The 15,877-nt window shown below is 33.8% G+C and carries 12 protein-coding genes and 1 other annotated feature; of the genes, 6 read left to right on the top strand and 6 right to left on the bottom strand.

All coding sequences use genetic code 11. The annotated features are described in order from the left end of the window. Positions 1-77: 77 nt before the first annotated feature. Together leuS and ACX6U0_RS14365 are read right to left on the bottom strand one after the other, a co-directional pair. Complete coding sequence (leuS, locus tag ACX6U0_RS14370; protein WP_464960572.1) at positions 78-2,495, bottom strand: leucine--tRNA ligase; 2,418 nt, start codon at positions 2,493-2,495, stop codon at positions 78-80. Positions 2,496-2,582: 87 nt separating this feature from the next. Further along, positions 2,583-2,800, bottom strand: a binding site (T-box leader). Positions 2,801-2,864: 64 nt separating this feature from the next. Beyond that, a complete protein-coding gene (locus tag ACX6U0_RS14365; protein WP_464960571.1) occupies positions 2,865-4,064 on the bottom strand; it encodes an MDR family MFS transporter in 1,200 nt (399 codons plus the stop codon). Between the two features lie 456 nt (positions 4,065-4,520). Here ACX6U0_RS14365 and ACX6U0_RS14360 point away from each other — a divergent pair, with 456 nt between their 5' ends. Further along, positions 4,521-6,137, top strand: coding sequence for a cell shape-determining protein (locus ACX6U0_RS14360; RefSeq protein WP_464960570.1), 1,617 nt, complete (start codon positions 4,521-4,523; stop codon positions 6,135-6,137). A gap of 43 nt (positions 6,138-6,180) precedes the next feature. Here the strand turns inward: ACX6U0_RS14360 and ACX6U0_RS14355 are convergent, their stop codons facing one another. Both ACX6U0_RS14355 and ACX6U0_RS14350 read right to left on the bottom strand, forming a co-directional pair. After that, the gene (locus tag ACX6U0_RS14355) at positions 6,181-6,327 is read right to left on the bottom strand and encodes a glycogen biosynthesis protein GlgD (RefSeq protein WP_464960697.1); all 147 of its coding nucleotides are present in this window, start codon (positions 6,325-6,327) and stop codon (positions 6,181-6,183) included. 64 nt (positions 6,328-6,391) lie between these two features. Continuing rightward, entirely contained in the window at positions 6,392-6,655 is a 264-nt protein-coding gene (locus ACX6U0_RS14350; RefSeq protein WP_464960696.1) for a DUF2524 family protein, read from the bottom strand. Between the two features lie 206 nt (positions 6,656-6,861). Here ACX6U0_RS14350 and mnmL point away from each other — a divergent pair, with 206 nt between their 5' ends. From mnmL to ACX6U0_RS14330, 4 genes are all read left to right on the top strand, one after another. Beyond that, positions 6,862-7,824 carry a tRNA modification radical SAM protein MnmL/YtqA gene (gene mnmL, locus ACX6U0_RS14345; protein WP_464960569.1) on the top strand — a complete coding sequence of 321 codons (963 nt, stop codon included), beginning with the start codon at positions 6,862-6,864 and terminating at the stop codon, positions 7,822-7,824. Continuing rightward, the gene (gene mnmM / locus ACX6U0_RS14340) at positions 7,821-8,396 is read left to right on the top strand and encodes a tRNA 5-(aminomethyl)-2-thiouridylate-methyltransferase MnmM (protein WP_464960568.1); all 576 of its coding nucleotides are present in this window, start codon (positions 7,821-7,823) and stop codon (positions 8,394-8,396) included. The genes mnmL and mnmM overlap by 4 nt, the downstream gene beginning before the upstream one ends. Positions 8,397-8,520: 124 nt before the next feature. Continuing rightward, positions 8,521-8,976, top strand: coding sequence for a hypothetical protein (locus ACX6U0_RS14335; protein WP_464960567.1), 456 nt, complete (start codon positions 8,521-8,523; stop codon positions 8,974-8,976). A 624-nt stretch (positions 8,977-9,600) separates the two neighbouring features. Beyond that, a complete protein-coding gene (locus ACX6U0_RS14330) occupies positions 9,601-12,720 on the top strand; it encodes an MMPL family transporter (protein ID WP_464960566.1) in 3,120 nt (1,039 codons plus the stop codon). A gap of 104 nt (positions 12,721-12,824) precedes the next feature. Here the strand turns inward: ACX6U0_RS14330 and ACX6U0_RS14325 are convergent, their stop codons facing one another. Further along, positions 12,825-13,121, bottom strand: a complete 297-nt coding sequence (locus tag ACX6U0_RS14325) for a DUF3817 domain-containing protein (protein ID WP_464960565.1) — start codon at positions 13,119-13,121, stop codon at positions 12,825-12,827. 409 nt (positions 13,122-13,530) lie between these two features. Between ACX6U0_RS14325 and ACX6U0_RS14320 the strand changes: the two genes are divergently transcribed. Then, positions 13,531-14,682 carry a cation:proton antiporter gene (locus ACX6U0_RS14320; protein ID WP_464960564.1) on the top strand — a complete coding sequence of 384 codons (1,152 nt, stop codon included), beginning with the start codon at positions 13,531-13,533 and terminating at the stop codon, positions 14,680-14,682. A gap of 14 nt (positions 14,683-14,696) precedes the next feature. Here the strand turns inward: ACX6U0_RS14320 and ACX6U0_RS14315 are convergent, their stop codons facing one another. Further along, positions 14,697-15,788, bottom strand: coding sequence for a tetraprenyl-beta-curcumene synthase family protein (locus ACX6U0_RS14315; protein ID WP_464960563.1), 1,092 nt, complete (start codon positions 15,786-15,788; stop codon positions 14,697-14,699). Positions 15,789-15,877: the final 89 nt, after the last annotated feature.

The following is a 15,877-nucleotide window of genomic DNA, read 5'->3' as shown; positions in this document are numbered from 1 at the left end:
TTTCCATGGAGAGTGAGCTCTAGTCAATGGTGGACCTAATAAAAAGGACTAATCAATTAAGATTAGTCCTTTAAATATTAATTAGCTACAATATTTACTAACTTTCCAGGAACAGCAATAATTTTACGTACTGTTTTCCCTTCAACTTGCTCTTTCACAGCTTCATCTGAAAGTGCAATTTGCTCCATTTGTTCACGAGAAGCATCTTTAGCAACTAGTAATTTTGCTCTTACTTTACCATTGATTTGTACGACAATTTCAATCTCATCTTCAACTAACTTTGCTTCGTCATAAGCTGGCCATGTTGCATATGCGATTGAATCAGCGTGACCAAGTTTATTCCAAATTTCTTCACCAATATGCGGTGCAACTGGAGCTAGTAATTTAATGAATCCTTCTACCATATCTTTTGGTAATTGTTCAGCTTTGTAAGCTTCATTAATGAATACCATCATTTGTGAAATAGCTGTATTAAAACGAAGTCCTTCAAAGTCTTCTGTTACTTTTTTCACTGTTTGGTGATAAGTTTTTTCAAGATTGCTTACTGTAATACCTTCAACAATTTTATCTGAAATTTGATCGTTATCAGAAACAAATAAACGCCATACACGGTCTAAGAAGCGACGTGAACCGTCTAACCCATTTTCTGACCAAGCGATCGAAGCATCTAATGGTCCCATAAACATTTCATATAAACGTAATGTATCTGCACCATGACTTGCAACGATATCATCTGGATTTACGACATTTCCTTTTGATTTAGACATTTTTTCATTATTTTCACCTAAGATCATTCCTTGGTTAAATAACTTTTGGAAAGGCTCTTTAGTAGGAACTACTCCTAAATCATAAAGGAATTTGTGCCAGAAACGAGCATAAAGTAAGTGAAGTACTGCGTGCTCTGCTCCACCGATATATACATCAACTGGTAACCAGTGTTTTAATAAATCTGCATCTGCAATTGCTTCATTATTTGTTGGATCGATGTAACGTAAGTAATACCAGCAGCTTCCACCCCATTGTGGCATTGTGTTTGTTTCACGGCGACCTTTTTTACCTGTAACAGGATCAACTACATTTACCCAATCTGTAATATTTGCTAATGGTGATTCACCAGTTCCACTTGGGCGGATATCATCAGTTTTAGGTAGAATTAGTGGTAATTCTTCATCAGGAACAACTGTCATTGTACCATCTTCCCAGAAAATAACAGGAATTGGTTCGCCCCAATATCTTTGACGAGAGAACAACCAATCTCTTAAACGATACGTAACTTTTTTCTCTCCAGTTTTTGAAGAGTCTAACCACGCTAACATTTTTTCGATTGCTTCCACTTTATTTAAACCATTTAAGAAATCAGAGTTAACATGCTTACCATCGCCAGTGTATGCTTCTTTTTGAACATCTCCACCTTCAACTACTTCTACGATTGGTAAGTTAAATTTCACTGCAAACTCGTGGTCACGTTCGTCATGTCCAGGTACTGCCATAATTGCACCAGTACCATAGCTTGCAAGTACATAGTCAGCGATCCAAATTGGAAGTTTTTCATTATTAACAGGATTAACTGCATATGCACCTGTAAATACGCCAGTTTTGTCTTTAGCTAAATCTGTACGCTCTAAATCACTTTTTGATTTGATTGAATCGATATATGCCTCAACTGCTTCTTTTTGATCAGCTGTCGTAATTTTATTTACTAAATCATGTTCAGGAGCTAATACTAAATAACTTGCACCAAATAAAGTGTCTGGACGAGTAGTAAATACAGTAACTTTATCATCGTATCCTTCAACTTTGAAGTAAACTTCAGCACCTTCAGAACGACCAATCCAGTTTCGTTGCATTTCTTTTAAACTTTCCGGCCAGTCTAATTCTTCTAGATCTTCTAATAATCTGTCTGCATAAGCAGTAATTTTTAAAATCCATTGTTTCATAGGTCGACGTTCAACTGGATGTCCTCCACGTTCACTCTTCCCATCGATTACTTCTTCATTTGCTAATACTGTTCCAAGTGCTGGACACCAGTTTACTGGAACTTCATCAACATAAGCTAACCCTTTTTCAACCATTCTTGAGAAAATCCACTGTGTCCACTTATAGTATTTAGGATCAGTTGTATTTACTTCACGATCCCAATCATAAGAGAAACCTAATGCTTGAATTTGATTTCTAAATGTATTGATGTTTTTCTCAGTAAACTCGGCTGGATCATTTCCAGTATCAAGAGCATATTGTTCAGCAGGTAATCCGAATGCATCCCATCCCATTGGATGAAGTACATTATAACCTTGCATTCTTTTCATTCTTGATAAAATATCCGTTGCTGTATAACCTTCCGGGTGACCTACATGAAGTCCCGCCCCTGATGGATATGGAAACATATCAAGTGCATAAAATTTTGGCTTGCTTGTATCGTCAGTTGTTTTAAATGTTTTATTATCTAACCAATACGATTGCCATTTTTGTTCAATATTACGGTGATTAAAACTCATATTATTGCCTCCTTTTTAATGATTAAATGGCTCGGCTGGCAGTTATCACAGGACTTTTTATGAAAATAAAAAAATCCTCCCGTCCCAAATAGGGACGAGAGGATTTCCCGCGGTACCACCCAAATTAATGTAAAAAATACATTCACTTGTTTCCGTAACGTGGAACACGACATTCATTACTTGGTAAAAACCGTTCACAAATGTGGCTTATGGGCGAGTTCATGAAAAGAAGGGATTGACTTTCACCAGCCGTCAACTCTCTAAACCTCTTCACTTTCATTACTATTCCCAATCATTGCCGATCATTTAGATTTAATTTATACCATTTTATTATAACCAAGGAAAAAGGTCAATTATACATTGCCTATTTTATGAAGCAACAGTTTGTTCTTGTGCATTAATAACCTTTTTTGCAAATTTTTCATACAATACAGAAAAAATCATACTGATTACTAAGAAGAAGACCAAGACAATAAATAATATTCTCATACTAAATGTATCTACTACTGCTCCCCCTAGTAAAGGACCAATCATTCGTCCTACTGTACCTGCACTATTTACGATCCCTTGATACATTCCTAACTTATCTTTTGGAGCTAACATATTTGCAATTGTTGGAACTGCAGGCCATACGAACATTTCACCAATTGTTAAAATAATCATTCCAATCATAAACATTGAAAATTGCTCTGCCGTACTAACAAGAATTGTAGAGGCAATAAAAAATCCAATACCAAATAACATTTGCTTTCTCATACTCGTTACATATTTTCGAATGATTGTTGATACAATTGGTTGTGCTAAAACAATCAACGCGCCATTAACTGTCCATAGTAGACTGTAATTAGTTAACCCAATTTTTAGATTAGACATTTCAGAAGCAATTGTCGTCTGCCATTGAACATACACTAACCAACATAAAACATAAGAGCAACAAACAATTAATAAAGCCTTCATTGATGGCGTTAGAGAAAACTTAGGTTTTTCTTTCCCTACGATGTCCACTACCTTTTCATCCCTTGTTATTTCCATATTTCTAAAACCAACAGCCGCTACGAAAAAGAAAATAATATATAAGATCAAATTAGCTGTGAAAATATAATTGATATCGAAATCTGCTACGATTCCACCTAATGCAGTACCGATTGCGACCCCTAAATTTTGAGCAACATACAATGCATTAAATGCTTTGCGGCCACCTTCTGGCCAAGCTGTTCCGACCATTGCATACATAGATGGAAAGACAATTCCCACACCAAACCCTAATGTGATTAAGAAAAAACTATAAAATGACCAAGAATGATTAATGACTAATCCTAAAATTGAAAGAAAAGTAATAATAATCCCTGTTAGTATTGACTTGTATCCCCCAAATTTGTCAAAAAGCCAACCACCGAGCATATTACCAAAAACGCCAGCCAATGAGTTAAACATTAAAATAAGCCCTGCGACTGACAAGGACTTTCCTAAATGTTCATGTATATATATCGCATTGAATGGCCACAAAAATGAATTTCCTGTTACGTTTAAAATCATACCTATTAATAAAAACCAGAGTTTTTTTGGCATTCTTTACTCCCCTTTAAGCCGACCCTTTTTCTCTATATAACTTATTTATTGTAGATGAGAAAATGTAACCTTTCAACTAAAAAAACTGGAGAAAATTTTTCCTTTTTGCTTTTTTATAAGCTATTTGATTATTGTATTCATATCCATCGTTACTATATTAAGGAGCGTTGATTGATAACAATTCCTGGTTGTCCCTTTCCGTTGGACGTAAGCTGAGAAAGGTAGGCATGACTAAAACCACGACGTCCTGTCGTAACGCATGCATCACCCACATCCTGAGGGCCTCCTGTGGGGTCTTTAGCCTTCCCATATCTCCCACAGCAGTCGAGCAACTTCCATTGTAATCAACTAACTGCCTGTCGTTTCAAATACGGACCTTCTTTTTTTATATACTTAATTCAACACTCCAAAATTCTGGTAAAATTATATACACACTGAAAGAAAAGAGGTCTTAGTATGTCATCAGCTTTTAAAATGACTAAATATATTGCATTTATTATTTTGACGGTAATCTATTATCTTATCATGCAGTATTTTAATTTATTGCCTCATGATACTACGATTAGTTTTATCGGATTTGGCTTAATGAGCATTATTCCATTTGCAATTTTAGCCCTATTGTTAATGATTGATGTGAAAAATTTTAAGGGGCAAGTTAGCATAATCGGAATAGGACTACTTTCGATACTCCTGTTCATCGTCATAATTGTTTTGAACTCAAGACTTGGTGACGCTAGCACTTATCGAAATATGATTGGTAAAGTCGAGAAGAAAGAATTTGTGAAGGATATGAAGGTTGCGGATTTAGATCAAATCCCAATTGTTGATCATTCATTAGCACTAAACATGGCTGATAAAAAATTAGGTGAAGTTCCATCACTTGGATCGCAATCAGACATTGACCGATTAACACTTCAAGAAGTTAACGGTGTCATGTATTATGTTGGTCCATTAGAGCATACAGGATTTTTTAAATACTATAAAAATAAAAGTGGTACAAAGGGATATTTAATGGTAAATGCCAGCAATCCAGATGATGTTAAATTAGTAACTAATCTGGATGGAAAGGCCATTCATTTACGCTATTTAGATAGTGCATATTTTGGTGACGATTTAATGAGGTATGCATTCCGCCATAATAAAAATACTGGTTTAAAAGATTATACATTTGAAATTGATGATAAAGGGAAACCTTATTGGGTGATTTCAAAATTTGATTTTCATAAAATTGGAGGGGCAGAAGAAGTAACTGGTGTCATGGTAATCGATGCTCAAACAGGCGATACAAAAGAGTATTCTTTAAAAAATGCACCAGATTGGATTGAGCGCATGTACCCTGCTAATACAGCTGTCGAACATTTTGATGATTGGGGAACGCTAATTCATGGTTATTTTAATTGGAGTGACAGAGATAAAATAGCAACTACAGAAGGTATTAAAGCAATTACGAATAATGGAAAAATGTATTACTATACAGGCGTTTCATCAGTTGGTAGAGATGAAAGCTTAAGTGGATTTACGTTAATCGATACACGAACAGGTCACACGACAATTTACAAGATATCAGGAGCAACTGAAAAGGCGGGAATGACATCAGCAGAAGGTAAAGTCCAGCAATATAGATACAATGCAACCTATCCTACATTAATTAATATTCAAAATGAACCAACTTATTTTATGGCTTTAAAAGACAAAAAAGGCCTAATTAAAATGTATAGTATGGTGAATGTAAAAAACTACAATATTGTAGGTACGGGAAACACCCTTCAATCAACACTGAATAATTATATTGAAGGATTAGCTTTGAAAGGATCCTCTGCAAACTTAAAAGATTCTGATATGTATCAAGAAATAGAAGGAAAAGTCAGCCGAATCGGATTAACCTTAAAACAAGGTGAAAGTATTTACGATTTAATGCTTGAGAAAGACGGAAAGATTTTCTCTGTATCAACAGAAATTTCTCGTGAAATTGCACTTACAAAAGTTGGCGATCCTGTAAAGATTTCGTTTATCAAAGTTGGTGACACAAGCTATATTTTAGCAAAAACATTTGATAATAAAGCAATTCAATAAAAAGAAACTGCCTTCCTAAAAAGGCAGTTTTAATTCATAATATTTATTGCTTAGATCTTTGCGGTTGACCTTTTTTAGCATTACTTTGTTTTACTTTGTCCACTGCAGAAAGTTCTCCAGAGAACTCAGTAATCGTTGCATTTTTTGTTTTTTGTTCTGGATTATTACTTTTTGATCGGTCCTTTGCCATATTATAGTTCCTCCCAAGAAACATAAATTCACGTGTGTATTCTTGCATATGTTTTCACCCTCCTCTAATGCGGAGTTATGATCATTTGATGCTGCAATTGGACAAGTTGTCTGCGTAAACGATTGAACTCATCTCGATTCTCTTGATTTGCGAGTCGCTCTACTTGCTCAAGCTGTTGAATTGCTTGTTCCAGTTGCAATTGTGCATCTGAGTACTCTATATCATTATAGTGTTCCTGTTTCATACCTTCTTCTAATTGTTGTGCTGCATAGTCATAGGCTGCTTTTGCTTGCTTCACTTGTTCTTGTCCGAATGCGCGATCTGTTATTGGCAAGATAATTCCTCCTTCAGACTTTACAAAGTAATATATTGAAGTATCCGGGCTTTTAGGCTACCTCAAGGATAGTGTCTCCCAACCAATCAAAGAAAGTACAAAAATTTGTTTACAGTAAAGAGAGGTTTTTCCATTTGGTTTTCTAATGAGAGCATGATAAAATCGAGAATAGTGACTTAAATTAAGGGAGGGATGAGGAAATGACAAATAATAATCCTTTTCCATATACAATAGATCATAAAAGATATCATTCGTGGAATTATCATTTGAGACAGCAATTCGGCGAAAAAGTATTTAAAGTTTCGATTGATGCTGGCTTTGATTGCCCAAATAGAGATGGTACTGTAGCGTTCGGCGGTTGTACTTTTTGTAGTGCCTCCGGTTCAGGTGATTTCGCAGGTAACCGTGCCGAGGATGTTGTTACACAATTCCATAAAATCAAAGATAGAATGCATGAAAAATGGCAAAATGGAAAGTATTTAGGGTATTTCCAAGCCTATACGAATACGCATGCTCCAGTAGAAGTTTTAAAACAAAAATTCGAACCAATCTTAGAACAAGAAGGCGTTGTAGGTTTATCTATTGCGACAAGACCTGATTGTTTACCAGACGACGTTGTAGAATATTTAGCAGACTTAAATAAACGAACATATTTATGGGTTGAGCTTGGATTACAAACAGTTCATGAAAAAACAGCAAATATTATCAATCGAGCTCATGACTACAAAACATATGTTGAAGGTGTCGAGAAATTAAGAAAGCATAATATCCGTATTTGTTCACATATTATTAATGGCTTACCTCTTGAAACGCCTGAAATGATGATGGAAACTGCTCTTGAAGTAGCGAAACTTGATATTCAAGGAATTAAAATTCACTTACTTCATCTTTTAAAAGGAACAGCTATGATGAAGCAATACGAAAAAGGTCTAGTTGAATTTATGTACTTTGATGATTATATCAAGTTAGTCGTTGACCAGTTGGAAATCATTCCAAGTGATGTAATTGTTCATCGAATAACTGGAGATGGTCCACCTGATTTATTAATTGGACCAATGTGGAGCTTGAAAAAATGGGAAGTATTAAATGCGATAGATCGTGAATTTGAGCGACGTAATAGCTGGCAAGGTAAATTTGCAAAAAATAGAGTGCAATTAACATGATTCTAGAACGAATTTTACCTTATGCTCGAAAACTTCTTCAACTAGCTCTAAATGAAGGAGATATCGCCATAGATGCAACAATCGGTAATGGTCATGATACAGTTTATTTAGCCAAATTAGTTGGAAAAACAGGACATGTTTATGGATTTGATATTCAAGAGTTAGCAATTCAAAATACGACTGAACGTATTCAAAAAGACAATTTATCAAATCAAGTTACACTCATTCAAAAAAGTCATTCCCAAGTACAAAATGAGGTACCAAATCATTTACACGGGAAAGTAAAGGCAGCAATTTTCAACTTAGGTTATTTACCTGGGAGTGATAAAACAATTGTTACTGTCCCCTCATCAACAATTTCTGCGATTGAACAGATTCTTAATATAATGGCACCGGAAGGAATTATTGTTGTAGTGATTTACCATGGACATGAGGGTGGAGAAATTGAAAAAGATGCATTGATGGACTATGTACAAAATATCCCACAGGATCATGCACATGTATTAACATATCGATTTTTAAACCAAGCAAACAATCCACCTTTCATCGTTGCAATAGAAAAAAGAGAATAACTTTTTTTCAAACTGTCTAGTTACCTTGCTAGGCAGTTTTTTTATGAAATTTTTATTTTTGGTAAATTTTTCTTATAAAGTTGGGCACGATAAGAAAATAATAATTTGAAAAGGAGTTTTTAGAATGAAAAAATTGATTCTAGCTAGTGCAATGTTAAGTGCTTTAACTTTTAGTACGATGTCAGTAGGCGCACAAGAGGTTGATTGGTCTAAATTCAATCCTAAACATAATGAACCACAACACCATGGACACTACCACCACCATGACAATAAGCATCATCAACTGTTAAACAAACATAAAAAAGAAGTTGTTACGTATATCTCCAATTATTTAAATCAACCAGAAGCAAATGTAAATAAAATTGTAAATGAACAAAAACTCGAAATGAAAAAACTTATATTTGTAGCGGTTATTTCTAAGCTTGCAAACAAACCTATGGAAAATATAATCGCAGCTAAAAAGGAAAATAAATCATTTAAAGATTTATTAAGTAAATATAATATTGATCATGAACAATTTCATAATGAAATGAAAAGAGTTCATGGAGATATTTTCACTAGAATTTCACCAAAAAACTAAACAAAAAGCATATCTTCAATTTTAGAAGATATGCTTTTCTCGTATCATTTGAATTCATTATAAATTTTGTTAATCTGCAAAGAGAAATTAAAAAATATCGTAGCAGTAAGTACTAAATATATAAGAAAGCACCTACAATCCGCTCCAGTCACTCCTTCGCATTTTCATTTATTTTCCCCTTTATTTACTTAGCTTCAAATTCAAACTTGAGAAAAGAAGAAACTTTCGACTTGTTTCGACAAAACCAATCACATTTCGAATATTACTTTAAAATAAAATACCGTAATAATAGTTTAATTGTAATAAAAAAGTTTATTACATGTAGTCTATTCGCATTATATACAAAAATCTTCTTATGACAAATCGATTAGGTTTTTTCATTATTTCACAATATAAAAAAGCAAACAATAGACAAGCTTCGAGTTATAAATTGGCATATTTTTTAAAAACTTTGTCTAATTTTTTGTCTAATTTTTAAAATAAGTCTGAATTAAAATGATATACATACAGTCTTTTTGTACAGGTTTTAGCCATATTTTATTTAAATTAAATTCAGAATTTTCAATCTAAAATACTGTAACTGTACAAAATATTGTATTAATTAAATTTAACGGAGGTGTATCAATGTCATCATTTTTCGTAAAACGAAAATACTTAGTTATTGCTATCTGGTTAGTACTTGCGATTGCTCTAAGTTTCTTATCCCCTTCCCTATCTACTTTAGTTGAAGAAAAAGGAACATTAAAGCTGCCCTTAAGTACGCAAGTTATGAAAGCCGAACAAATCCAACTTGATCATGACATGGATCCTAAGAACAAAAAGAGTTTTGCGATTGTTTTTTACAGTAAAGAAACATTATCCGACTCAGATAAAGAGACTGTAAAAGATGTAGCAAGTAATCTTGAAGATAATAAAGATTCAATTGGTCTTGTTTCAGTATCTAATTCAATTGACGAACCCGCTTTAAAAAATACATTAGAATCAAAAGATGGAAAAGCAATCTTATTATCTGGTACGTTGAATATTAAAGATAAAAACTTAACAACTCTATACGATGAATTAGAGTCATTGTCTAAAGTTGATGGGTTAGAAAGAATTGTAACAGGTAAGATTTTCGTTGATGAACAAGCTAATTTACAAAATGAAGAAGGGCTTAAAAAAGGGATTATCATTGCTGGTATTCTTGCATTAGTTGCTTCAGTACTAATCACACGAAAACCACTTGTTGTTGTATCTGCTGTTGTTCTAACGTTAGTTAACTATTTAGTAAGCGCTTCAATTTATAGCTTATTAGTAGATAATGGACAGCTTCCGATCACGAATATCGCTCCACTTGCTTTAGGCTTATTCTCATTTTTACTAAGTATAATTGCGACCTTTAGTTTGTACTATCGTTATGCTGGAATTTTGTCTACCCAAAAATCGAATGAACACTCACTCATTTTTGCATTATCAAATAAACAATATAGTTTACTAGTTTCACATGCAGTTTTTACATTATTAAGTATTGGCTTACTAAATACAACATTTCAAATCACAAAATCATTAAGTGCATTAATTGTTTTAGGTGTCGTATCTTATCTTGCTTCAATATCATTTTTACCTAGCTTATTTGCTTTATTTGGAAAAACACTCTCTATTCCAAATGGCAAAACAACAGGCTTTGTAGGCTGGCAAAAATGGAATAGCTTAGTCGTAAGAAGAGGTGGCATTTTTACTTTAGTAGCTTTAATCATCATTGCTCCGATTGTTGGACTTTACCAACAAAAGATTGCTTATAGTACAGTAGATGGTCTTCCAAATGAAGATGCAGCTAAAGGATCAAGATTAGTTGCAAAAGAATTTGGAGAAGGTAAATCTACGCCACTTAAACTTGTCATCGAAAATACTGTACCATGGAATACAGTAACAGGTATGACGACTATTGAAGCCCTATCTCGTAGTTTGTCACAGATGGATGGAGTAGAATCTGTAAGAAGTGCTTCTCGTCCATTTAGTAGTGAGTTAGATCCATTAATGCTTGTAACACAAGCTGCTACTTTAAAGGATGGTATTGGTAAAGGAAATGATGGTGTCAATCAAATCCGTGAGGGACTTCAAGGAGCAAAGGATGAATTAGAAAGTTCTTCTCCTAAATTAAAAGAAGCAACTGACGGTATTGATCAATTAGTTACTGGTACAACAAAACTTGAAACAGGTGTTGGTAAATTAGAAGATGGTTTATCACAAATTGAAAATGGTTTAAGAAAAGGTACTGTTGGAGCTGGTCAATTACATGACGGCTTAGGAACTGCAAAAGATAGTACAAAGAAATTAATAGCAGGAAGTAAAGAATTATTAACAGGCTACAAAACAATTGAGAAGAATTTTAAAACACTTTACAACGGTGTTAGTGATATTAAAATGAACCTTGCTAAAATCCAAGCTGGTATTCAAGGCTCTCAACAATTAGCTGCAGGTCTAGGTAAAAAGTATCCTGAAATTACTTCAGATACATATTACAAAGAACTACAAGGCACGCTTAAACTGTTGGATGATAGTTTAACAGAGTTCATTACAAAAGTAGGTACAGCTGAACACGGCGCGGGATTACTTTTAGCCGGTCTTGAAAAAGCAAATGCTGGTATGACTCAAGTAGTAAATGGCCAAACACAGTTAGTAGCTGGTTTAGAAAAACTGTACGCAGGTATGGGTGAATTAGAAAATGGTATTGAAAGAGCTGCTGACGGTCAATCATTGGTACTTAAAAATGTTCCTCAAGTTACAGATGGTTTAGGCCAATTAAAGGATGGTCAAGTACAATTAGGTGATGGTATTGGTCTATTTGTTGATAAGGTTGGAGAACTGAAAGATGGATTAGGTCAAACTGTTGGTGGGTTAAATCAAATTTATGATGGCTTAAATAGTGCACAAGGCTATTTAGGTGGTTTAACAACTAGTTTTAATCCAAGTTTAACTGGTTGGTACTTACCAGAAGAGGCATTAAGTAAACCTGAATTCCAAAAAATCTTTGATAACTATATGTCAAAAGATTCATTGGTAACAACACTGGATGTTACATTTGAGAAAACACCAATCTCTACTGAAGGTACTAATTTAGTAGATCAAGCTAGAAAAACTGCTCTGAAATCATTAAAAGATCAAGGATTAGAAGCCGCTAATTTAGCTTTAGCTGAAGATCCTTCAACAGTATATAGTTTAAAACCAATTATTACTGATGATTTAAAATGGTTAATTACTTATTCATTAATTGCAGCTGTCTTATTATTAACAATTGCATATAGAAATATTTTCTATTCTATTATTTCTATAAGTGCAGCAGCCATCGTTTATTTCGCTGGTAATGCTTTTGCTGAACAAGTATTTATCCGAAATTACGATCAGTTAGGTCTGAAATTCCTAGTTCCGATTTTTGCAATCTACTTGGTATTTGCTCTTGCATGTACTTTATTAGCTCACTTATATGTTAATTCTTCTACTGACACAGAAGAGAAAGATGCTTTATTAGCAGGTAATATCGCAAGCATGTTTGCTGTTGGAGTTGTAGGTAGTGCAATTTTTGCAGGATTGTTATTTAGTAGTAGTTACTTGTTTGTTCAATCTGCTCTTGCTGCCTTAGTTGGATTTGTAGGATTAACGTTCTTGGTAATCCCAGTTCTATATCCTATTTTCTCGTCTAAGTTATTTACAACGAACAAATCACATAATCAAGTAGTGGAACACAACGTAACCCTTTCAGATTAAGAATAAAAAAAAGGATAGGTAAGCAGAGAAAATCTGCTTACTATCCTTTTTTATTTACATTAAACCGAAATTTCTTATGTTTGAAATCTGTAAAAACATCTGTATTAATTATATTGTGATCGGCGAAGTTTCGCATCTAGAATAAGATTACCAAAAGGTATAAATGCAACAACAAACGCTGAAATTGCCCACATAAATGACCATCTAATTTTAAAGGTAACATATGTTATTGTTATGACATATAAAACGAAAAAGAAACCGTGAATTGAGCCAACTAAAGTCACAATTTCAGGTAAACCTGCGAAGTACTTAAGTGGCATTGCAATAAATAATAATACGAGTAACGATAAGCCCTCTATGAACCCCATCAATCTAAATTTTCCAATTGGTGAATTTAGCATATAATTTCCCCCTGATTGATCCTACTTAACATATTAATAAACATTTAGAACAGTCCTATTATCAACACTATCATAAAATTTGAAGTTTTATATTCTAAATATGTGGCAAATTATTTACAAATCTCTTACTTATCAACATTCAACTTGTAAGTTCCATCAACCTATTATTTCAAAAGTTCAAAATGCGCTATGTACAAAACATCTTATCCTTTTCCCCTTCTTTTGTCCCTCCTCTTTTAAAATTCTATCTTGTATTACCATTCGTCCTTCGTTTATACTATTCTTATAACATATTAATTGAATGCAAAACTTGGAGGAGCCTGTCACATTAGGATAAGTATGTCTTGTACTTACCTTAATGTTACAGGCTCTTTTTTATGTACAAAAATTAGATAGGAGGAAGTTACTTATGCTTTATGTTCAATTAACCATTATATTAATCGCTTCTAAATTGGCAGGTGATATTAGTACAAGATTAGGTCAACCCGCTGTATTAGGGAAGCTTTTGATTGGGATTCTTATTGGACCAGCAGTCCTTGGTCTTGTTACAGAAACTGACACTCTACATGAAATCAGTGAAATTGGGGTCATCCTTCTTATGTTCATAGCGGGGTTAGAGACTGATGTGAAAGAATTTAAAAAGTCATGGAAAGCCTCAACCTATGTTGGAATTCTAGGTATTATACTTCCACTTTGTATTGGGTATTTATATGGGATTATGATTCAATTATCTAGCTTTGAAGCGATTTTTCTAGGACTATTGCTTTCTGCAACTAGTGTCAGTATCTCGGTAGCCACCCTAAAAGAAATGGGACAATTAAATTCAAAGGAAGGTGCCACGATATTAGGTGCTGCAGTGATTGATGATGTCCTTGTCATTGTTGCTCTAGCTTTTGTAATGAGCTTTAGTGGAGGCGATGTTCAATTATCAATTATGCTATTAAAGAAATTCGCATTTTTTATCATTGCTATTTTTGTAGGATGGAAAGTCGTTCCATGGATTTTAAAGAAATTTACTAAATTAAATGTTTCTGAAACATTAATTTCAGCTGCATTGATTATTTGCTTTGCTTTTAGTATATTTGCTGACAAAACTGGGGTAGCTGCCATAATTGGTGCATACATCGCTGGCGTTTCGATCTCTGTCACAGATTTAAAACATGTAGTTGTTCAGAAGGTTGAGACGATTGCATACTCAATATTTGTACCTGTATTTTTTACGTTAATTGGTGTATCAGTTCAATTTACTGGAATTGCATCCTCTATCCCTATGATCATCCTTTTAAGCTTGATTGCAATCGCAACGAAACTAATTGGTGGTGCACTTGGTGCCAAGCTAGCTGGCTTTAATCGCAAAAGTTCGTTAGGAATCGGCTCTGCAATGGTTTCCAGAGGTGAAGTTGCGCTGATTATCGCTTCAACAGGTTTAGCAAACCAATTATTAACCGATAAAATGTTCTCAATCATTGTAATCGTTGTACTCATTACAACAATCGTTACACCTCTACTGATGAAAATATTTTTTACAGAAAAAAGCACTTACCTAGAAATTTCTGCATAAAGAAAAGTGAAGCATTATACTGAATGCTTCACTTTTTTGTTTGATTTTAATTCTTTTATTTTAAAATATAATTTTGCATTTCCATAGAAAAAAAATGAAGTCAATCCACCATTTTTAACAATGCCTCTTCTAATCTTTTTCATCTCATCTGGACCTGCCATTTTCTTGTCTGCTAAATAAATCCCCAGTAACCCTTGATAAATCATACGGTGAAAACGATAATCTCTCAAGTTCTTTAATGATTCATCACTTTTCGTTGAAAAATATTCGATACGATTTAACATGACGTCCTTGGATGGATAGTAACTACAGAAGTTTAAATCTCCGCCATCTTCATCTTCTTTTTGATCTATCACATAATCAAGTAAAATATGAAGACCTTGCACATACGGGAAGTAGCTCTTGTAAACTTGTTCAAATAAATCTTTAGAAATTCTTTCATTAAATGAATACGAAACTAAACAAAAAATTCCTAGTGTTGAACCAGCACATGCAGAAAACTCATACCATTCTAAATCAGGAAGATCTGCCTGGTAATTTTCAAACCAATTTGTAAGTCTTGGTACACGTTCATCCATCTTAACATGCTTATGTATTTGCAATTTACAGTAATAATCTGCTAGTTGAATTAAATACTCTTTAATATCACCATAATACTGTGACTGTCTTAAGCTTTGATGGCATTTTTCTACTAACGCTTTTAAATAGCCACCATCCTCCTGCTCTTCTCTATATCGGTAGTATTGTTGCTCTGACTTCTGACAAGTAACTGCATCGATCATTGATTCGTGCAACGCTTCAAAATCCTTTGGATCAAGTGAGGTGCTTCGGTCACATAAGTTATCTAAGTAATCACTAATAGTTTGATAGGCAACTATAAATTCTATAATTGGCTGTATGTTTTTTTCAGAAAGTAATGCTAAAATTGCCCCACCTTCACAATGAAACGTTTTTGTATCAATACTCATTAATGCTTGTTTTCTTAGTTCTGGATCTGGAATCCTTCTCGCAAAATTTTTCCAATAATCTAATTCCTGGTGCACTAAAGGAAATACGTTTTTATAAACCTTAGGCATTAATTGAACTGGATTTCTAGGTAGTGACATTTTTTCACTCCTCCCTATTTTCATTAATTACAAGTTCGTTAAATAAGTTTATACTCAGTATATAGAATATAAATCATGGAGGCATAGTA

This window comes from Gottfriedia sp. ABJ_BB2_2 (assembly GCF_055484705.1).
The sequence above is the reverse complement of the archived record's forward strand: the minus strand, read 5'-3'. Positions and strand labels throughout refer to the sequence as shown.

Coding starts and splice junctions, on each gene's coding strand:
- leuS (WP_464960572.1), bottom strand. CDS start 2,495: ATGAGTTTTAATCACCGTAATATTGAACAAAAATGGCAATCGTATTGG.
- ACX6U0_RS14365 (WP_464960571.1), bottom strand. CDS start 4,064: ATGCCAAAAAAACTCTGGTTTTTATTAATAGGTATGATTTTAAACGTA.
- ACX6U0_RS14360 (WP_464960570.1), top strand. CDS start 4,521: ATGTCATCAGCTTTTAAAATGACTAAATATATTGCATTTATTATTTTG.
- ACX6U0_RS14355 (WP_464960697.1), bottom strand. CDS start 6,327: ATGGCAAAGGACCGATCAAAAAGTAATAATCCAGAACAAAAAACAAAA.
- mnmL (WP_464960569.1), top strand. CDS start 6,862: ATGACAAATAATAATCCTTTTCCATATACAATAGATCATAAAAGATAT.
- mnmM (WP_464960568.1), top strand. CDS start 7,821: ATGATTCTAGAACGAATTTTACCTTATGCTCGAAAACTTCTTCAACTA.
- ACX6U0_RS14335 (WP_464960567.1), top strand. CDS start 8,521: ATGAAAAAATTGATTCTAGCTAGTGCAATGTTAAGTGCTTTAACTTTT.
- ACX6U0_RS14330 (WP_464960566.1), top strand. CDS start 9,601: ATGTCATCATTTTTCGTAAAACGAAAATACTTAGTTATTGCTATCTGG.
- ACX6U0_RS14325 (WP_464960565.1), bottom strand. CDS start 13,121: ATGCTAAATTCACCAATTGGAAAATTTAGATTGATGGGGTTCATAGAG.
- ACX6U0_RS14320 (WP_464960564.1), top strand. CDS start 13,531: ATGCTTTATGTTCAATTAACCATTATATTAATCGCTTCTAAATTGGCA.
- ACX6U0_RS14315 (WP_464960563.1), bottom strand. CDS start 15,788: ATGTCACTACCTAGAAATCCAGTTCAATTAATGCCTAAGGTTTATAAA.